Source organism: Priestia megaterium (assembly GCF_041941685.1).
Classification (GTDB): Bacteria; Bacillota; Bacilli; order Bacillales; family Bacillaceae_H; genus Priestia; species Priestia megaterium_C.
The window spans coordinates 4,616,432-4,635,227 of sequence record NZ_CP130958.1; the positions used below are offsets into that span (position 1 = coordinate 4,616,432).

The 18,796-nt window shown below is 38.7% G+C and carries 17 protein-coding genes and 1 pseudogene; 4 read left to right on the plus strand and 14 right to left on the minus strand.

The annotated features are described in order from the left end of the window. Positions 1–33: 33 nt before the first annotated feature. Together citZ and Q5794_RS24460 are read right to left on the minus strand one after the other, a co-directional pair. Positions 34–1,152, minus strand: a complete 1,119-nt coding sequence (gene citZ / locus Q5794_RS24455; RefSeq protein WP_016765709.1) for a citrate synthase — start codon at positions 1,150–1,152, stop codon at positions 34–36. A gap of 360 nt (positions 1,153–1,512) precedes the next feature. Beyond that, positions 1,513–1,974: a DUF441 domain-containing protein gene (locus Q5794_RS24460; RefSeq protein WP_013059446.1), complete on the minus strand. Its 462-nt coding sequence runs from the start codon at positions 1,972–1,974 to the stop codon at positions 1,513–1,515. 113 nt (positions 1,975–2,087) lie between these two features. Here Q5794_RS24460 and ytvI point away from each other — a divergent pair, with 113 nt between their 5' ends. Continuing rightward, positions 2,088–3,197, plus strand: a complete 1,110-nt coding sequence (gene ytvI, locus Q5794_RS24465; protein ID WP_214984204.1) for a sporulation integral membrane protein YtvI — start codon at positions 2,088–2,090, stop codon at positions 3,195–3,197. Between the two features lie 39 nt (positions 3,198–3,236). Here the strand turns inward: ytvI and Q5794_RS24470 are convergent, their stop codons facing one another. The 7 genes and pseudogenes from Q5794_RS24470 to dnaE all read right to left on the minus strand — a co-directional run bounded on the left by Q5794_RS24470 (position 3,237) and on the right by dnaE (position 13,516). Beyond that, a complete protein-coding gene (locus Q5794_RS24470) occupies positions 3,237–3,698 on the minus strand; it encodes an FxsA family protein (protein ID WP_013085196.1) in 462 nt (153 codons plus the stop codon). A gap of 10 nt (positions 3,699–3,708) precedes the next feature. Further along, positions 3,709–5,469, minus strand: coding sequence for a pyruvate kinase (gene pyk / locus Q5794_RS24475; RefSeq protein ID WP_214984203.1), 1,761 nt, complete (start codon positions 5,467–5,469; stop codon positions 3,709–3,711). A gap of 505 nt (positions 5,470–5,974) precedes the next feature. Then, on the minus strand, positions 5,975–6,952 hold the full coding sequence (gene accA, locus Q5794_RS24480) for an acetyl-CoA carboxylase carboxyl transferase subunit alpha (RefSeq protein WP_013059450.1): 978 nt from the start codon (positions 6,950–6,952) through the stop codon (positions 5,975–5,977). Beyond that, a complete protein-coding gene (accD, locus tag Q5794_RS24485; RefSeq protein ID WP_013059451.1) occupies positions 6,946–7,827 on the minus strand; it encodes an acetyl-CoA carboxylase, carboxyltransferase subunit beta in 882 nt (293 codons plus the stop codon). Before accD ends, accA begins: the two co-directional genes overlap by 7 nt. A gap of 227 nt (positions 7,828–8,054) precedes the next feature. Then, positions 8,055–8,657 carry a FadR/GntR family transcriptional regulator gene (locus Q5794_RS24490; RefSeq protein WP_214984202.1) on the minus strand — a complete coding sequence of 201 codons (603 nt, stop codon included), beginning with the start codon at positions 8,655–8,657 and terminating at the stop codon, positions 8,055–8,057. Between the two features lie 79 nt (positions 8,658–8,736). Then, positions 8,737–9,966 carry an NADP-dependent malic enzyme gene (locus Q5794_RS24495; protein ID WP_013059453.1) on the minus strand — a complete coding sequence of 410 codons (1,230 nt, stop codon included), beginning with the start codon at positions 9,964–9,966 and terminating at the stop codon, positions 8,737–8,739. A 200-nt stretch (positions 9,967–10,166) separates the two neighbouring features. After that, positions 10,167–13,516: pseudogene (gene dnaE / locus Q5794_RS24500) on the minus strand (DNA polymerase III subunit alpha). Between the two features lie 141 nt (positions 13,517–13,657). On the opposite strand from dnaE, the gene Q5794_RS24505 reads away from it, so the two are divergent. After that, a complete protein-coding gene (locus tag Q5794_RS24505) occupies positions 13,658–13,993 on the plus strand; it encodes a YtrH family sporulation protein (RefSeq protein WP_013059455.1) in 336 nt (111 codons plus the stop codon). Positions 13,994–14,078: 85 nt separating this feature from the next. Then, positions 14,079–14,507, plus strand: coding sequence for a sporulation membrane protein YtrI (gene ytrI, locus Q5794_RS24510; RefSeq protein ID WP_374988499.1), 429 nt, complete (start codon positions 14,079–14,081; stop codon positions 14,505–14,507). A gap of 38 nt (positions 14,508–14,545) precedes the next feature. Here ytrI and Q5794_RS24515 read toward each other — a convergent pair whose 3' ends face one another. After that, the gene (locus Q5794_RS24515; protein WP_074893748.1) at positions 14,546–15,484 is read right to left on the minus strand and encodes a bifunctional oligoribonuclease/PAP phosphatase NrnA; all 939 of its coding nucleotides are present in this window, start codon (positions 15,482–15,484) and stop codon (positions 14,546–14,548) included. A 251-nt stretch (positions 15,485–15,735) separates the two neighbouring features. Between Q5794_RS24515 and Q5794_RS24520 the strand changes: the two genes are divergently transcribed. Continuing rightward, the gene (locus tag Q5794_RS24520; protein ID WP_374988500.1) at positions 15,736–16,032 is read left to right on the plus strand and encodes a YtpI family protein; all 297 of its coding nucleotides are present in this window, start codon (positions 15,736–15,738) and stop codon (positions 16,030–16,032) included. A gap of 26 nt (positions 16,033–16,058) precedes the next feature. Here the strand turns inward: Q5794_RS24520 and Q5794_RS24525 are convergent, their stop codons facing one another. The 4 genes from Q5794_RS24525 to Q5794_RS24540 form a co-directional block, all read right to left on the minus strand. After that, the gene (locus tag Q5794_RS24525; RefSeq protein ID WP_116073936.1) at positions 16,059–17,375 is read right to left on the minus strand and encodes a CBS domain-containing protein; all 1,317 of its coding nucleotides are present in this window, start codon (positions 17,373–17,375) and stop codon (positions 16,059–16,061) included. Between the two features lie 81 nt (positions 17,376–17,456). Then, entirely contained in the window at positions 17,457–17,693 is a 237-nt protein-coding gene (locus Q5794_RS24530) for a hypothetical protein (RefSeq protein WP_192995599.1), read from the minus strand. A gap of 98 nt (positions 17,694–17,791) precedes the next feature. After that, positions 17,792–17,971, minus strand: a complete 180-nt coding sequence (locus Q5794_RS24535) for a hypothetical protein (protein WP_214984199.1) — start codon at positions 17,969–17,971, stop codon at positions 17,792–17,794. A gap of 134 nt (positions 17,972–18,105) precedes the next feature. Beyond that, entirely contained in the window at positions 18,106–18,783 is a 678-nt protein-coding gene (locus Q5794_RS24540) for a metal-dependent hydrolase (protein WP_192996515.1), read from the minus strand. Positions 18,784–18,796 lie beyond the last annotated feature (13 nt).

Genomic DNA, 18,796 nt, shown 5'->3' on the forward strand with positions numbered 1-18,796 from the left:
GCTCAACGAACGTGAGCACCTTCGTCACATTGTTTAGCTGCGCTCTTCAAGCGGAATGTACGTTTGTTTTCCAGGACCGATATAATCAGCTCTTGGACGAATCAAACGATTGTTTGAATACTGCTCTAAAATGTGAGCAATCCATCCTGATACGCGGCTTACGGCAAAGATCGGAGTAAATAGATCGTGATCAATCCCTAAGCTGTGGTATACAGAAGCTGAATAGAAATCAACGTTTGGCGGAAGCTTTTTCTCGCCTGTTACGATCTCTTCAATTTTCACTGACATATCGTATAGCGTTGTATCTCCTGCTTGTTTGGTAAGTTTTTCAGACATTTCTTTCAAGTGCTTGGCACGAGGATCACCCTGCTGATACACACGATGTCCAAATCCCATAATCTTTTCTTTTTTCGCGAGCTTTTCGCGAATATAAGGTTCCGCGTTTTCAACTGTTTGAATGTCAGACAACATTTTCATAACAGCTTCATTCGCTCCCCCGTGAAGAGGACCCTTTAACGCTCCAATAGCGGCTGTAATTCCTGAATAAATATCGGATAACGTTGCCACACAGACACGAGCTGTAAAAGTTGAAGCATTTAGCTCATGGTCAGCGTGTAAGACAAGTGCTTTATCAAATGCCTCTACTTGGATATCAGTTGGCTCTTCGCCGGTTAACATATATAAAAAGTTAGCGGCAATGCTATAGTTTTCGTTTGGTTCAATTGGCTCTAATCCGTTACGGACTCTTGAAAAAGCCGTTACCACCGTTGGTAATTGTGCTTGCAAACGAACAGCTTTGCGATAATTTGCTTCTTCATCCATTAAATCAGCTTCAGGATCGTACAACCCCAATAGTGATACGACTGTTCTTAAAGCTGCCATTGGATGAACATCTTTAATTGGATAAGTTTTGAAATGATCTAAGACTTCTTGGGGTAATTTAGCGTTTTCTGCTAGTAATCTAGAAAACACAGATAATTCTTCTTTGTTAGGTAATTTTCCGTGCCATAGTAAATACACCACTTCTTCAAATGTTGCATAATTCGCTAAATCATCAATATTGTAGCCTTGATATGTTAAAGTGTCATCAATAATTGAACTTACTGCTGACGTTGTAGCGACTACCCCTTCTAGACCTCGAGTTGCTGTCATAAATCTCCACTCCTTTACAGAAAAAATTCCCCATACCTTTCTGTGTAAAACGTGAAAAACAAAATTGAGCCTATGCTCAACTAGACATTAAATGATATACGAAGCGCCTCTTTTGAATATATATCTTGGAAGAACATTCCTTCACCCCACGTAAAGAAAATGCTTACATTTCCATTTGTTTCAATAACACACAAAATCAAAACATCTGCATGTGTCATTGCTTTGTTACAGCCCTATAGGTAAAACATACAATTGTATGTAAAAAGATGCGGCCTCAAAATATATTATAAACAATTATCTGACTTTTGTGAATCAAAAGAGAGAAGAAATTTTAAAAAAATTATTATTATACAAAAATTTCTACGAAAAAAGTTCAGTTAATTTCATAAATAAATAAGCGATTCCAGCACCGATTAAAGGACCTACTGCTACCCCTTGAAACAGCGCCACAGCAAGAATTGTGCCAAAAACTAAAGCAGTCGTAATATGCGGATCATCTTCCAAGAGTGTAAGTCCATATTTGGCAATAATTGCTACAGCAATTCCGGCTCCTAGAGCAATCCAGGCATAAGAAGATTTCACGGCCTCTCCTAATTGTTTGAATCCTATGTCTCCTGTTGCAATTGGTACAAGAACGGCAATTGTAATAACCGTTACTCCAATATTAATTCCTTTTGATTGTAGAAACGGAAAAACCTTACCGTCTAACCCGATTAATTTTAAAATAAGTAAAAATGCAACTGCAATGATTAATGATTGATTTTTAGCCACTAATCCAATTACGAGTAAAACAGCTAAAAAAAGCATGGGTTGTGAGAACATTTTACTCATCCTTTCTTTTTTCATTGTGATAAATCTAAAGCTTATTACGTAAATATTTTATGAGTAGCTTTTTCTTTTGTTGACTATCGTTTACAAGGAGGCCTCTATTTATTGTGTACAAGCTTCATTTACATCGACTATTTCGCTTAGCTTGTGTGTTGGTAATTATTGCAGCATCTATATTTCTTAGTTATTATGTCTCTTCTCTCATATATCCATTTATTATCGCCTGCTGCATCGCTTTTTTTATAAATCCTATGGTTAATCTATTTGAATTGAAGCTGCGTTTACCCCGCTACTTAGCTGTTTTACTGTCAATGGTTCTTATCTTCTCTCTTTTGGCCGGACTTATTACGTTACTTATCACAGAAATCATTGCAGGAAGTACGTATTTAGCGAAAGTTGTTCCCACAAATTTCAAAGAAGTGGTCATATTTATTGAAAATATTGCTACAGAACAAATACTTCCGTTTTATGAACGCATTACTTCTATGTTTAATAACTTAAATACCGGTCAGCAAGCAACTATTTTATCGAACATTAAAGGGGTAGGCAACCATATCGCTCAAACGGTGGGCGATTTTCTGCAAAATGTATTGCAAAGCATCCCAGTACTTTTATCCGTGTTGCCTAATGCAGCTACTGTGATTATTTTTTCATTACTGGCTACTTTTTTTATTAGTAAAGATTGGTACAAGCTGATGGCTAAAAGCAGCGTGTTTATTCCTAAAAAAGTAAGGGAAAATGGACAGACAGTTGTTGTGGAGCTTAAAAATGCACTGTTTGGTTTTATTAAAGCTCAGCTTACGCTTATTTCGATTACCACAATCATCGTTCTTTTTGGTTTACTTGTTCTTAGGGTTGATTATGCTATTACAGTCGCTTTATTGATTGGCTTAGTAGATATTCTTCCTTACCTCGGAACAGGACTGGTTTTTGTTCCTTGGATGATTTATGCCTTTGCAACAAATAACGTGTCATTTGCTGTAGGGCTTTCGGTACTATATGCTGTAGTACTTGTGCAGCGACAAATTATGGAACCAAAAATTTTGTCATCAAGCATTGGTCTTGATCCTCTCGCTACATTAATTGCTTTATTTGTAGGATATCAATTGATTGGATTTTTCGGATTAATAGTTGGCCCTGTTATTCTTGTTATTCTAAAAACACTTCATACAACGGGGGTTTTTAAAGAAACGTGGCAGTTTATTATAGGAAAATGAAAAAGTGTGTGAAAGAAGCTTCTTTCACACACTTTCTAGTTAACGAATAATCGTCATTCGATTACGTCCTTGAAAAAATCTTCTTAGCCACGTTAAAAGAAAAGGCTTAACGATTCTGCGTGTAAACGGCAGTAAAAAGATAAAGCCTACAACATCTGTCAAGAAGCCTGGAAACAGCAGAAACAGTCCGCCAAATAGTACACACATACCATCAAGGATTTCACCGCTTGGAACATGTCCCTGGCTCATCTGACGCTGTGCCTTTTGAAAAAGAGATGTTCCTTGTTTTTTCGCTAGAAACGCACCAATAAAACTGGTAGCAATAATGAGTAAAAATGTTGACATTACACCAATGAGATGACTTGAATAAATCAAAATCATTACCTCAACAGCAGGTACAATAAGAAGGAGCGGAAGGAGCTTCCTCACCATCATCACCTCTTCGCTTATTGAATTGCCTAAACAAAAAGAGAAGGATTCCCCTTCTCTTTTTTCTATCATCTACGTGTTCTTACAGTACGCTTGCGTGTCCGTTGTATACGACACCACGTGAAGCATCAACTGTAATATCTTGATCTTCTGAGAATACGCTTGTTGCGTTTTCTACGCCTACAATGACAGGAATGCTTAAGTTTAACCCTACTACAGCTGCATGGCTTGTTAGACCGCCTTCTTCTGTAATAAGAGCTCCTGCTTTTTCGATTGCACTGATCATATCGCGATCTGTGCTGTTTGTAACAAGGATAGCACCTTCAGTCATTTTTGCATTTGCTTCTTCAGCAGTTTTAGCAATAACTACTTTGCCAACTGCTGCTTTACGACCAATTCCTTGTCCTTTAGCAAGAACGTCACCTACAACTTGAACTTTCATTAAGTTCGTTGCACCTGATTCTCCAACTGGAACACCAGCTGTAATAACCACTAAGTCGCCGTGTGCTACAACGCCTGTTTTTACTGCGTCATTTACAGCGTGATCTAACATATCGTCAATTGTATTTACGCGCTCACCAACAACTGGTGTAACACCCCATACTAGAGACAGACGACGTGCAACAGAATCGTTTGCTGCAACAGCTACGATTGGAGATTGCGGACGATATTTAGAAACGATTTTCGCTGTATAACCACTTTCTGTTGGCGCTACGATTGCACTAGCGTTTAAGTTAAGCGCTGTGTGTACAACAGATTGTCCAATTGCATCTGTAATAGATGGGCCAACTTGCTTGCTGCGCTGTTGTAAAATCTCAGAGTAGTTTAGAGCTTGCTCAGCACGAGAAGCGATTGAATGCATTGTTTGTACAGCTTCAACTGGGTAAGAACCTGCAGCTGTTTCACCAGATAACATAATTGCATCTGTACCATCAAAGATAGCATTGGCAACGTCACTTGCTTCCGCACGAGTCGGGCGCGGGTTGCGTTGCATTGAATCAAGCATTTGTGTAGCTGTAATAACTGGTTTGCCAAGCGCATTACATTGTTTGATTAGATCTTTTTGTACTAACGGTACTTCTTCAGCAGGAATTTCTACTCCTAAGTCACCACGAGCAACCATTAAACCGTCTGAAACTTCAAGAATTTCCTTGATGTTATCTACGCCTTCTTGGTTTTCGATTTTTGAGATGATTTGAATGTGAGCTGCATTGTGTTTTTCTAGTAGTTCACGAATTTCTAATACATCAGATGCTCGACGCACAAAAGAAGCGGCGATAAAATCAATGCCTTGTTCGATACCGAATACAATATCGCTTGCATCTTTTTCAGTGATACCAGGAAGGTTTACACTTACGTTTGGCACGTTTACACCTTTTTTATTTTTTAATGTACCAGGGTTAAGTACTTTTGTTTTGATTTCACCATCAATTTTATTGATGTCTAGTACTTCAAGACCGATTAAACCGTCATCTAAAAGGATTTTTGATCCTACGTGTACGTCATCGATTAGACCTGGATATGTAATTGAGAATTTTTCAGTTGTTCCCACTACTTCTGTCATAGAAACAATGATTTCAGAGCCTTCTTCTAACTCAATTGCACCATTTTCCATTGTGTTTGTACGAATTTCAGGTCCTTTTGTATCAAGTAAGATACCTACTGTTTTACCTGTTTGTTTCGCAGCTTCACGAATGTTAACAATACGTGCACCGTGCTCTTCAAAGTCACCGTGAGAGAAGTTTAGACGACAAACGTTTAAGCCTGAGTTAATTAGTTCAACTAATTTTTCTACACTTTCACTCGCTGGTCCAATAGTACATACAATTTTAGTTTTACGCATTCAAATTTCCTCCTATATATTTACTATTTACTCTTTAGATAGGGCAAATAGCTATTTCTTTTACTAACCTTGTACTAGCAGGCTGTGAACAAATATTTTGTTGCCCTGACTTGTTGCCCTGACTTGTTGCCCTGACTTGTTCACCTTGCTTTACGTGTAACTTATGAAATACCTACGTAGCGTTGAATCAAATAGCAAACAAATACACAGCACTTTAACGATGAATTTCTTCATCGTTTGCTTCTTGTTTTACTATTCCCTGCAATTCATACAGCAATACTTGCTGCCTAATTTGTCTTATGTATCTCACGTTTTGTAGAAAAGACAAACGCTCGCACAGCTACTAATAACCATAGGAAATTTTTAAAAAACACTCTTTTTCTACTTTTACTTAAAGGTTTTTGCTGTCTATAAAATACCACGAAGAACTTGTAAACACAATAGAGAAGGGCTATACAAACCGCACAAAAACGCGCACCCTTATTTTTCAAGAGTGCACGTTTCTTTATTTTATAGTAATGGCATCGTTTTCAGCTGCAAATTGTCCGATTTTTTTGTATTTTAAATAACGCTCTTCCACTAGCTCTTCTTTTGATAAATTCATCAGCTCTTTTAATGATTTCTTGATAATGCCCTCCATGTATCCAGCTTGTGCATCGATATCTCGGTGAGCTCCGCCTTTTACCTCTGAAACCATTTCATCTACAATACCCAGTTCTTTCAAATCTGGTGCTGTAATCTTCATCGTTTCAGCAGCTTTTTTCGCAAGAGAAGAATCTTTCCAAAGAATGGCTGCCGCTCCTTCTGGAGAAATAACTGAATACGTCGAGTTCTCAAGCATATGAAGGTGATTTCCTAAACCTAATGCCAACGCTCCCCCGCTTCCTCCTTCTCCAATTACAATGCAAATAACAGGTACAGTTAAGCCAGCCATTTCGAAAAGGTTTTTCGCAATAGCTTCGCTTTGTCCGCGCTCTTCTGCCGCTTTTCCTGGATAAGCTCCTTTTGTATCAATAAAGCAAATAATTGGGCGGTTAAATTTCTCCGCTTGCTTCATTAGACGCAGTGCTTTACGGTAGCCTTCAGGATGAGGCATACCAAAATTACGGCGAATATTTTCTTTCGTATCTTTACCTCTCTGATGTCCAATCACGGTAACAGGCACACCATTAAACTTGGCAATTCCTCCTACGATTGCTTCATCATCTCCATAAAAGCGATCTCCATGACACTCTAAAAAGTTTGTAAACAAGCGAGAAATATAATCGAGTGTTGTAGGACGCTCAGGATGACGAGCAATTTGAACACGGTTCCATGGGCTTAGATGATTGTAAATATCGTTTTCTACTTTTTCTAAGCGATTTTCTAACTTATCAATTTCGCTAGATAAATCCACTTCTGTATTTTTAGCAAACTCTTTAAGCTCTGCAATCTTGTTTCGCAACTCAACAATTGGACGTTCAAATTCTAATTCGCTTACCACTCGATGTCACCTCCTGCTACGTGTATATCTAAAATAGTTGTTAACGTTTCTTTTAAATCATGACGGTCAATAACTCCGTCTAGCTGACCATGCTTCAACAGAAATTCCGACGTCTGAAAATCTTCTGGAAGCTCTTCTCTAATTGTTTGTTCAATAATACGTCTTCCAGCAAAGCCAATTAACGCGCCCGGCTCGGCTAAATTATAATCACCTAACGAAGCAAAGCTTGCTGACACGCCTCCTGTAGTAGGATGTGTCATAATCGAAATGATTAATCCGCCTTCATCACTGAACATTTTAAGAGCTGCGCTAGTTTTAGCCATTTGCATCAAGCTCAGAACACCTTCTTGCATACGTGCACCGCCTGAAGCTGTGAAAATAAGGAATGGAACATGCATTTCCTTCGCTTTTTCAATGGCGCGAGTAATTTTCTCGCCGACTACAGATCCCATGCTTCCCATACGGAAGTGTGAATCCATAACAGCAACTACTACTTTAATTCCTTCAATATCTCCTTCACCCGTAACAATCGCTTCACTTAAATTAGTTTTCTCACGATCTTTTTCGAGCTTTTCAAGATAATCAGGGAACCCAAGAGGATTTTCTGACGTCATATCTTTGTCGTATTCAACAAACGTTCCGCTGTCGATTAAACTTTCGATACGCTCTGGTGCTGTCATTTGATGATGATATCCACAGTTTAAGCATACTTTTAAGTTTTTATTTAACTCTTTCGTATACATTATTTTTTTACACTTTTTACACTTGGTCATAATTCCTTCAGGTACATCTTGTCTCATATGCTCAGAAGGAATCGTAGCATATTTTCGTTTTTTTGGAGTTTTTGTGTTTTTTGTAAATAAATCTCGTAACAAGGTGTAACCTCCTTTTGGTTCTTTTCTTTATCATAAGAACCTTTATTCTTCCTCTTCTTCTACTATTTACAAGTTGTGAAAATCCGCCTCAAATACAAATCAAGTGACGGATAGACAAAAATTGGACGAATTGTTCGCTTCACTTTATTAGTTGCTATTTACTTTACTAGATGACTGTTTGATTTTGTGTAGAAAGATGGCATGTCTCTTTCGTCAAATTCCTTCTTTCACACTTGTTTGTAGCACTGATGGTGAAGATTTAATACAGCTGCTTCATCTTTTTTAGCTAACGCCTCTACTAATTCACTTATCAGAGTGTCGCTTGGCGCTGAGTTTTGTTGAAAAGTTTGAGAAAAGCGGCAAATAATCAGCCAGATTCGGTGTAATAGCCGATTAGGCTGCAAAGAAAACAAATAGTCAAACAAGTTCTTCAAACAATCGTCATTCTGCTTTTGAATTGCTTTCGAAACATTGATTTCGTCCTGTTCCGCTAAAACAAAATACAAACAGCTCTTTTCAAGAATATATCTCGTCTGAATTAAATCTGATTTTGTTTTACCGTCTTGTACTAAAAAAGTAGCTAATAAATCAATAAATTGATGATCCCCTACTTCTTTAATAAACGTACCTTCACCTCTTCTAGTTTCAATCAACCCAATTAGCTCTAACGCTCTGAGCGCTTCTCGAACGGAAGAACGTCCTGCGCCTAACCGTTCAGAAAGCTCTCGTTCTGACGGGATTTTATCCCCCGTAGTTAAACGATCGGCTTCCATTAGCTGGCGAATTTGTTTTAGAACTTCTACATATACTTTTGAACGTTCATTCTTCAAGTTTACTACCACTCACTTTACATTACTTTAACAGGCATGCTTGAAGCATCATGCCTGTCAAAGAACAGTTGATGTAACCTTATTCAATAATCGCTAAGCGACGTGTATTTTCAGCTACGGCTTCTGGCTTTACTTTTATTCGGGCAACGCCTGTTTCCATAGCTGCTTTTGCAACAGCGGCGGCTACTGCCGGAGCCACTCGTGCATCAAATGGACCTGGAATCACATAGTCTGTATTCAAATCCTCTTCCGTAATTAAATTAGCAATGGCCTCAACTGCAGCCATTTTCATTTTTTCATTAATATGAGTAGCACGTACATCTAGTGCACCTCGGAATATCCCCGGAAACGCTAAGACATTGTTCACTTGATTAGGAAAATCAGAACGTCCGGTGCCGATTACTTTCGCGCCAGCCTTTTTAGCTTCTTCTGGCATAATTTCAGGCACCGGATTTGCCATTGCAAAAATGATTGGGTCTGGATTCATCTTTCCAATCATCTCCGGTGTGAGTGCTCCTTCAACCGAAACTCCAATAAATACGTCAGCTTCTTCTAACGCATCAGCTAACGTACCTTCTACTTTGCTTCGATTTGTATAGGCTGCAACTTCATCTTTTATACGGTTCATGCCGTGAGGACGCTTGTCATAAATCGTTCCTTTGGAATCACACATAATGATATCGCGCACTCCATAGCTGTATAATAATTTAATAATAGCAATGCCAGCAGCTCCTGCTCCATTCGCTACCACTTTGATTTGTGACATTTTTCTTCCTGTCAGCTTTAGGGCATTAAGAAGGCCCGCTACCGTAACAATAGCCGTCCCATGCTGATCATCATGAAAAACCGGGATATTTGTTTCCTTTTTCAACCGCTCTTCAATTTCAAAACAGTTAGGAGCCGCAATATCTTCTAAATTAACGCCTCCAAAAGTAGGTTCTAGCAATTTAACAGTTTCTATAATTTTGTCCACATCTGTCGTGTTTAAACAAATTGGGAATGCATCTACGCCGGCAAAACTTTTAAAAAGGACAGCTTTCCCTTCCATTACTGGCAGAGCAGCTTCAGGACCTATATTGCCCAAGCCCAATACGGCAGTGCCATCAGATACAACAGCTACCATATTTCCTTTCATCGTATATTCATATACATTGTTTACATCATCATATATTTCTTTGCAAGGTTCTGCTACACCAGGGGAATAAGCAAGGCTTAAATCCTCTGCGTTTCGAACAGGAATTTTGGACTTTGATTCTAGTTTGCCTTTGTTAATGCGGTGCATATGCAATGCTTCTTCACGTAAAGACAATGAATTTCACTCCCAATAAACAAAATGATAACAAATACTGCGCCTGAACCATGTTCTTTCTCACACTCATATGATGTTATAAATCCAATTGCATTTCATTTCAAGAAAAACGCATCTAATTCGTATATTTCATAAAAAACGGTGGTCAGACCACTTTTTTAACTATTTTACCATATAACATCACATGAAATCTGTAAAGACTATATCTTCTTGAACACAACGTGCTTCTCTCCTAGCATTGCTTTTAAAGTTTTTATTAACTCGTCGCTTCGTTCAATAGAATAGTGAACGGGAAGCTTGACCAATTGACGTTCTGCCTCATAATAAATTTTCACGGGGATTTTCCCTCTATGAGACTGAAAATGCTGGTAAATAGTATGAAGCAGCTTTTCTGTACCTTGCTTTGTTTCTATACGTAAGTATAATTCTTCTGACGGTAGTTTTTGAACCGCCTCGCTAGCAGCTTCAGCACGTTGACAAACAATTTGCTGCTGCCCATTTCTTTCATCTATCTTTCCTTGTATCAGTAAAACCTTACCTTGTTCAAACAGCAGATGATTCTGCTCAAATACGCGGGGAAACGCAACAACTTCTCCTTCTCCACTTTCATCCGTGATGCGTAAAAAGGCCATTTGCTCTCCTTTTTTCGTTCGAATGACGCGAATTCCCAACACAAATACTAAAAGAGAGATCGCTTTTCCTGAAGCGTATTCTTTCATATCGTGAAGAGAAACAACAGAATAAAAGGAATTCAGTGCTTCATACTGAGAAGCAGGGTGGCTTGATAAATAAAAACCTAGCATATCTTTTTCATACTGAAGCCGATCTTCTATTTTCAGTTCCTCTTTTTCCATATATTTAGGCTTTAACGAAAATTCAGCTCCAAATCCAAAATCATCATCTGGGAGTACCAAGCTTGCATGTTCAAATGCTACATCAATCGTCGCTAATAAAGTAGCTCGATTTTCTCCAAACTCATCAAAGCCTCCAGACAGAATCAAAGCTTCAAGCGCCTTTTTATTCACGGCTTTTTGTGAAACACGGGCACAAAAATCAAATAAGTCTTCAAATCTTTTTTTCTTTCGCTCTTCTGTTATTTCCTGCATAGCTGCTGCGCCAATATGTTTAATCGCTGCAAGGCTATACCTTATACTTTCACCTTCTACGTTAAACGAATACATGCTCTTGTTAATAGAAGGTGGGAGAACTTGTATTTTTTTCTTTTTAGTTCATTAATATATTGAGCAATTTTCCCTTCGTTTCCAATAACGCTCGTTAGTAAAGCTGAAAAGAACTGTAGCGGGTAATGTGCTTTCAAATAAGCTAACTGATAGGCTACCATACTGTAAGCAACGGCATGACTTCGGTTGAAGCCATAATCAGCAAAACGCACAATAAGGTCATACACTCGATTAGCAACGGATAGGTCATATCCTTTCTTCTTGCTTCCTTGGATAAAATGAGCTCGTTCACGATCCAGCACTGCTCGTTCTTTTTTACTAACTGCCCTTCTCAACAAATCTGCTTCTCCAAGAGAAAAACCGGCCATTTTTGAAGCAATCTGCATAATTTGCTCTTGATACACGATAACGCCGTGCGTGGATTGTAAAATGTCTTTAAGCGTAGGATGATCATATATTACCTTCTCCACTCCATGCTTGCGCTTAATATAGGTTGGAATATTTTCCATCGGACCAGGTCTATACAGCGCGTTAACTGCTACAATATCTTCTAGCTCTGTAGGTTTTAATTGCTGAAGCACTCTTCTCATTCCATCTGACTCTAGCTGAAAAATACCGGTCGTATCCCCTTTACTCAGCAGTTCAAAAGTTTTCTGATCGTTAAACGGTATATGAGACAGTGACAGCTTTCGATTCATGTCCCGCTCAATTTTCTTTAAAATATGATCTAACATGGTTAAGTTGCGCAAACCTAAAAAGTCCATTTTCAAAAGCCCAACATCTTGCAGAGCTTCCATTGGATATTGAGTCAGATATACATCATCATGTCCTTCTTGTACAGCTACAGATTGCGTCAGCGGCTTCTCACTAATCACAACGCCTGCTGCATGCGTAGAAGTATGCCTTGGCAGTCCTTCTATCTTCATGGCAATGTTGTACCATTGTTTTCTGGCTTCACTTTCAGATAAATAGTCTTGAAGAACTCTTGAATCACGAAGAGCGCTTTTTAACGTTGTACCTGGTTTAGTTGGAATCGCTTTGGACATTTTGTTTAGCGCCTCTTGATCAAATCCCATCACTCTCCCTACATCACGTACGGCTGCTTTAGCTGCTAATGTTCCAAATGTAATGATTTGAGCTACATGCAGCGCTCCATATTTTTGAGCCACATACTGAATGACTTGATCTCGTTTGTTATCAGGAAAATCAATATCAATATCAGGCATCGAAATACGTTCAGGGTTTAAAAAGCGCTCAAATAAAAGCTGATGCTGAATTGGATCAACATTTGTAATTCGTAAGGCGTATGAAACCAGTGAGCCTGCCGCTGAACCCCGGCCTGGGCCCGTTAAAATACCGTGTTCATGAGCATAATTCATAAAATCCCATACGATAAGAAAGTAATCACTAAAGCGCATATTTTCAATAATGTTCAGCTCATAATCCAAGCGTTCCTCGTATTGTTCCGTGATCACTTGAACTCTTTCTTGCAATCCTTTTTCGCAGAGAGTGCGCAAGTAGGTTGATGATGTAACAGACGGCGGAACAGGATATTTTGGAATGGACATTACGCCTAGAGAAATTTCGAGCTCGCATCGTCTTGCGATTTTTATACTTTCTTCTATTAAAAAATGCTGGTCATGAAAGAGATCTTCCATTTCATCAGGTGATTTGAAATAGTACTCGCTGCTCTTACTTTTCATCTCTTCATCGCTATGTAATTTCTCTCCGTCTCGAATAGCTGCTAAACACTCATACGCATCCTGATCTTCTTTTTTTAAATATTTCACTTGATTCGTCGCAACAAGCGGGATATTTTCTTCAGCAGCAAGCTCCGTTAACTGCTGATTTATAAAAGCTTCATCCTGTCCGTGGCGCTGTATCGATATATACAAAGACTGCGAATATACTTTTTTAAAGAATTGAAGGACTCGCTTGGCATCTTGAAGTTTGTTTTCTGCTAGCAGGGTTTCAATCTCTCCAGTTACACCGGGTGTAATAGCAATCAACCCGCCGCTGTAATGATGGAGCCATTTTTTATTTACACCGTGTTTTTCCTTGGTTTGAACTAAACTGCTTAGTTTTAATAGATTTTCATATCCCTTATCATTTTCCGCTAACAAAACTAAAGGGTACGCTCGCTCGCTTTCTTCATGTTCTAGGATTGATAATGTGAGCCCAATAATTGGCTTGATTCCCGCTTTCACGCAGGCTTTATAAAAAGGAATGACTCCGTACATCACGTTTTCATCAGTCAAAGCAATCGCTTCATAGTTCATTTTCTTAGCTGTTTCTACAAGTTCATGAATACGAACGGAACTGCTTAGTAAGCTATAAGAACTTTGAAGCTGCAAGTGAACAAAAGGCACAGGACTTCCCACCTTTCTTTAATTCTTTATTCTTATTATAAATTTTGTTGCCGGCGTAGACAAATTACATAACTCTGAGCGTTTGTCCATATATATGTAGGAAGCGCGATTCATTGATAAACTAGTAAAGGAGGACACGTCATGACAAAAGAGCCTTTTATGTCTCTTTTCATTTGGAGTTACTTCACTTCATTAGGTATTATTTTAGGCGGTTCATTAATTGGAGCATTTGCGGGGTTTTTAATTGGAAAATCTCCTTTATACGTCATGCATACCCTCAGCAATAGTTTGAAAATCTGGGCAATTGTCGGAGCAATTGGAGGAACATTTGATACGTTTTACAGCTTTGAGCGAGGACTCTTCGAAGGAGCCACAAAAGATGTATTCAAACAAATCCTTTTAATTCTATCCGCTATGGGAGGAGCCCAGACCGGGGCTCTTATCATCAAGTGGTTAACTCAGGAGCATTTTGTATGAGGGTACCCAGCGAGCGAATGTTCAAGCGCTCCGACTGGCAGCGTTTTTTTGCCGGTATAGTCATTGGAGCAATTGTTAGCTGGGGGTGTTTTTAACGATTTATGGCGTTTCAAGAGATAGAGAGCTAGAAGAAGTTCGAATTGCTAATGATAAGCTAGAAAAAGCAAATTTGCAAATTAGCGCATGGCAAGAAGATGTAAAAGCATTAAACAAGGAAATGAAGCAGCATTTGATTATTCAGAATGTGAAAGTAAAATTAGTAAACGGCAATCGTTATAAAGTAAACTCTGTGGTTGAATACAATATTCAAAAAAGCGTCGACGAAGAAGCACAGCACTTAATTGCCCAAGATATTGAAAGTGCGTATCGAAGCAGGGATATCTTAAAAAAAGCAATTGAAAATAAAAAATACGAATTCGATAAAACGATTTATGAAGTTGAAGTTCATCAAATTTATTTTTATACAACGCTTTCGATTGAAGTTCGAATTAAAAAGATGGAAAAAGTACTATAAAAAGCCGCTGATTTAAAATCAACGGCTTATTTTACAGATTACTCCTGACTACAGAGCTCTTCTAAATCAAGTAGTAAAGGCTCTACTTCTTCCCATGAATAAATGGAAGCGCCGGACGCAAGAGGATGGCCTCCTCCGTTGTATTTTCTAGCAATTGTATTAATGACAAGCTCTTTTGAACGAAGGCGAACACGAATTTGATTTTCTTCCTCCACAAAAAACACCCACGTTTTTACTCCATCAATTTGCCCTAACGAACCGACTAGCTGAGAGGCATCAGCTGGTGTCACATCATACTTTCGAAGAATTTCATTTGGAATTTTCATATGAGCAACTCCTGCTGGAGACATCGTAAAGTTTTGCAGCACATATCCGTGTAAGTGAGCGACGTTTTCTTTTGTTTTGTATAACTGATCATACACATCTTTAAAATTGAAACCATATTGAATCAATTCACTTGCATAGCAAAACGTTTTCGGCTTTGTATTTGGAAATAAAAATCGACCCGTATCTCCGACGATACCGCTGAAGATCAGCTTTGCTCCTTCATCATTCAGAGATAATCCCTTTTCTTTTCCTTCCAAGTAAAATTCATAAATCATTTCGCTTGTTGAAGAAGCAGACGTCTCAACCCAAAGCAAATCACCGTAAGGAGTTTGGTTTGGATGGTGATCAATTTTAATGACCATTTTTCCATTTACGTAGCGCTGATCTGACACTCGTGCTTCATTCGCCGTATCACAAACGATGACAAGCGCATCCTCGTAGGTGTCATCAGCGATGTCATCCATACGGTATAAAAATTTTAATGACTCCGCTTCTTCTCCCGTTACGTATACCTTCTTCTCCGGAAAAGATGTTTTTAACAATTCCGCTAATCCGCACTGAGATCCGTATGCATCTGGATCTGGACGAATGTGCCGGTGAATAATGATGGTGTCAAACTGCTTAATAGCTTCTAATATTTGTGCTTTCATTTTCTCTCTCCTGTCAATACTGTTCTTGTTTTATGTACGCACCACATGCACTTACATTTCCACAGCGCTGTATCCATATTATTTATTAAATCATATCTCTTCTCTTTTTTAAAAGAAGAATCAATCAATAGTAGAATTTTCTGTCATCGACCTGTAAAATAATAGATACTACTGTAAACACTTTCAAAACTACGCATTACTAACATCTAGAAACATTACGGGTAGAAATACACCCGACTGGAGGGGCGTCTGTGCCATTTTTTATGATTTTAATCGTTGTGTCCTTTGTTTTCTACATGTATTTAAAAGTAAAATACGTACGTTCGAAACGCCCAATGGAACGAAAGTGGATTTCCGCTAAGTCGAGTATTTGTCTTGGCTCTTTTGTATTATTTTTTGGAATCGATCAATGGTTTATTTACGAAACAAGCCTTTCGCTTATCATTGGCATACTATTTGTATTATTCGGTTCAGGCAGCATATTAGCAGGTATCAAAGCTTACAAGTACTATCAGCCTTATGCAATAAAAGAAGCTGATCAAATGTAAAAGAAGCTGCAGAGCAGCTTCTTTTTTTATACTCTTTCCAACAACTGAGCCATCATCATCGCTTTCCCTACTACAACCCCAGCATTGTAGACTTCTACATCTAGTTTAGCAAACTTCCGACCAAGTTCTAATAGCTTAGGACGAATTTCAATTACGCTTTCAATTTGAACTGGCTTAATAAAATAAACGGTGATGTTTTCAATAACCAAATCACCTTTTTTATATAAGCGAAGAACACGATTGGCGGCTTCCGTTACAATAGTAGTGAAAACTCCGTATGAAATAGTCCCCATGTAATTCGTCATTTGCGGCGTTACTTCACAGCGATACACCGGTGCTTCTTTTGTCTCTTGTACATCCATAAATTGATTGGTTACAATGTCGTCAATGGTTTCTCCTACCTGCGGTTGACGCTGAATCATTTGCAGCGCCTTTAAAACATCTTGACGGCTGATAATGCCCTCTAGCCGGTGGTAATCATCCACTACAGGCAGCACTTCAATCCCTTCCCATACCATCATATGCGCAGAAGAAGCGACCGATGTTTTCCCGTGAACCGTCATCGGATTTTTCGTCATTACTTTTTCAATTGAAGTAGAAAGGTCATATCCAATAACATCTTTTGAGGTGACCATACCGTGAACTTTCATATGCTGATCCACTACAGGAAAACGACTGTGGTGAGTCTTATCGTTACATTCATGCCATTTTTCAATCGTATCGGTTAACTGCAAGCTAACCGCTTCAGAAACAGGTGTTAAAATATCTTCTACAAGCACAATTTCTTTTTTTATCAGCTGATCATAAATAGCACGATTAATCATCGTTGCAACTGTAAAGGTATCATAGCTCGTTGAAATAATAGGAAGCTTAAGATCATCCGCAAGCTTCTTAACCCATTCTTCCGTATCAAAGCCGCCCGTAATTAACACGGCTGCTCCTGCTTCAAGAGCTAATTCATGAGCATTTACTCGATTTCCTACGATAAGAAGGTTTCCAGCCTCGGTATATCTCATCATAGCATCAAGCTTCATCGCTCCAATAACAAATTTGTTTAACGTTTTATGCAAACCTTCACGTCCGCCCAGCACTTGTCCATCCACGATGTTTACTACTTCAGCAAACGTGAGCTTTTCAATGTTTTCTTTCTTCTTTCGTTCAATTCGAATGGTCCCAACTCGTTCAATCGTTGAAACATATCCTTTATTCTCCGCGTCTTTTATTGCTCGGTACGCCGTGCCTTCACTGACATTCAGTTCTTTGGCAATTTGGCGCACTGAAATTTTTTCACCAATTGGAAGCGAATCGATATACTGTAAAATTTGCTCATGTTTTGTCGCCACGTGTACTTCACCCTTCTAAAACGTTTTTACGTTTCATATGTCTTTTCTTTTATTATACGGGGGAAGTGAAATGTATTCAATCTAACCTCTTTGACGCAAAGGCTTTCTCGCACTATTTTTTTGAATACCTGCCTTTTTGCGACGCGGTGCATAAAGTAGTGATGACAAGTTGCCTCCGGCTACAAAAAGAGCAAAGGTAAGCCAGCTTATACTAAAAAGTCCTTGCAAACTCGAAGTTGTTAACACTAAGTGCGGCATTGCATAGTAAAGCATCACTCCGCATAATAAAAGCGATAAAATAACTCGATTTTTTTCCATAGTTCTCCCTCCTTATTATTACTATCGTATGCAGGGAAGTAAAAAAAGCAGAACGTTTCTTTACAAATAAAAAGAGATTAAGACATAACTGCATCGATTCAATCTAAAGACGAACAAATGTGAGACATGAGCTGAACCGCTTGTGACACCGCAGTTGATTTCTGTGCAAGACTTCGCTTTCCGCGGGCGGCCGGTGAGCCTCCTCGTCGCTTGCACTCCTGCGGGGTCTCACCTATTCTGCTTTTCCCGCAGGAGTCTTCGTCTTGTCCTCCAATCAACAGCTAGAAGCCGCTACATATATGAAACCTACGTTCACCATAATAATAAAAAAAGAACGAGTGATCGATATTATCGATTACTCGTTCTTTTTTAACTTTAACCGAAATCGTTTTGTCCCAGCCTCTATTTATGATTAAAGATCCAATCCTTCTCCAACTTTTAATACTTTTCCTTCAATACCAGATAAAGACTCAACAAATTGATGAGGATCTTGCTTAATTACAGGAAATGTATCGTAGTGAATTGGCACAACAAGGTTTGCCTGCACCCATTCCGCTGCGATAGCCGCATCTTCAGGTCCCATTGTAAAGTTATCTCCAATTGGAAGAAATGCTACGTCAGGCTCATGGCGACCAATTAACTTTAAATCAGAAAATAAAGCCGTATCTCCAGCATGATAAATTGTCTTTCCTTCAATCGTTAAAAGCAAACCAGCCGGCATTCCTGTATAAATAATTTTCTCATTATTTTCTGTATAACTTGAACCGTGGAAAGCTTGTGTCAATTTTACCGTGCCAAAATCAAATGTATAGGATCCGCCTATGCTCATTGGATGTACGTTTAAGCCTTGCCAGCTAAGATATGTAGCTAATTCTGCTACTGCCACGACAAGTGCACCGCTCCGCTTAGCAATTTCAACCGTGTCTCCTACATGATCATTATGGCCATGAGTCAGTAAAATCACATCTGCTTTTACATCTTCAGCATTTAAATCTGTTAATTCATTTCCAGTGATAAACGGGTCAATTAAAATTGTTTTTCCTTTTGTTTCAATTTTAACAATAGAATGTCCATGATAAGAAACGTGCATCATTTATTCTCTC

What these genes read in the sequence shown, in the direction of transcription:
- citZ (WP_016765709.1), bottom strand. Translation starts at nt 1,152, where the DNA reads ATGACAGCAACTCGAGGTCTAGAAGGGGTAGTCGCTACAACGTCAGCA.
- pyk (WP_214984203.1), bottom strand. Translation starts at nt 5,469, where the DNA reads ATGCGTAAAACTAAAATTGTATGTACTATTGGACCAGCGAGTGAAAGT.
- Q5794_RS24460 (WP_013059446.1), bottom strand. Translation starts at nt 1,974, where the DNA reads ATGTTCTCACAACCCATGCTTTTTTTAGCTGTTTTACTCGTAATTGGA.
- Q5794_RS24505 (WP_013059455.1), top strand. Translation starts at nt 13,658, where the DNA reads ATGACAAAAGAGCCTTTTATGTCTCTTTTCATTTGGAGTTACTTCACT.
- Q5794_RS24530 (WP_192995599.1), bottom strand. Translation starts at nt 17,693, where the DNA reads ATGGAAAAAAATCGAGTTATTTTATCGCTTTTATTATGCGGAGTGATG.
- Q5794_RS24470 (WP_013085196.1), bottom strand. Translation starts at nt 3,698, where the DNA reads ATGATAGAAAAAAGAGAAGGGGAATCCTTCTCTTTTTGTTTAGGCAAT.
- Q5794_RS24515 (WP_074893748.1), bottom strand. Translation starts at nt 15,484, where the DNA reads ATGAAAGCACAAATATTAGAAGCTATTAAGCAGTTTGACACCATCATT.
- Q5794_RS24540 (WP_192996515.1), bottom strand. Translation starts at nt 18,783, where the DNA reads ATGCACGTTTCTTATCATGGACATTCTATTGTTAAAATTGAAACAAAA.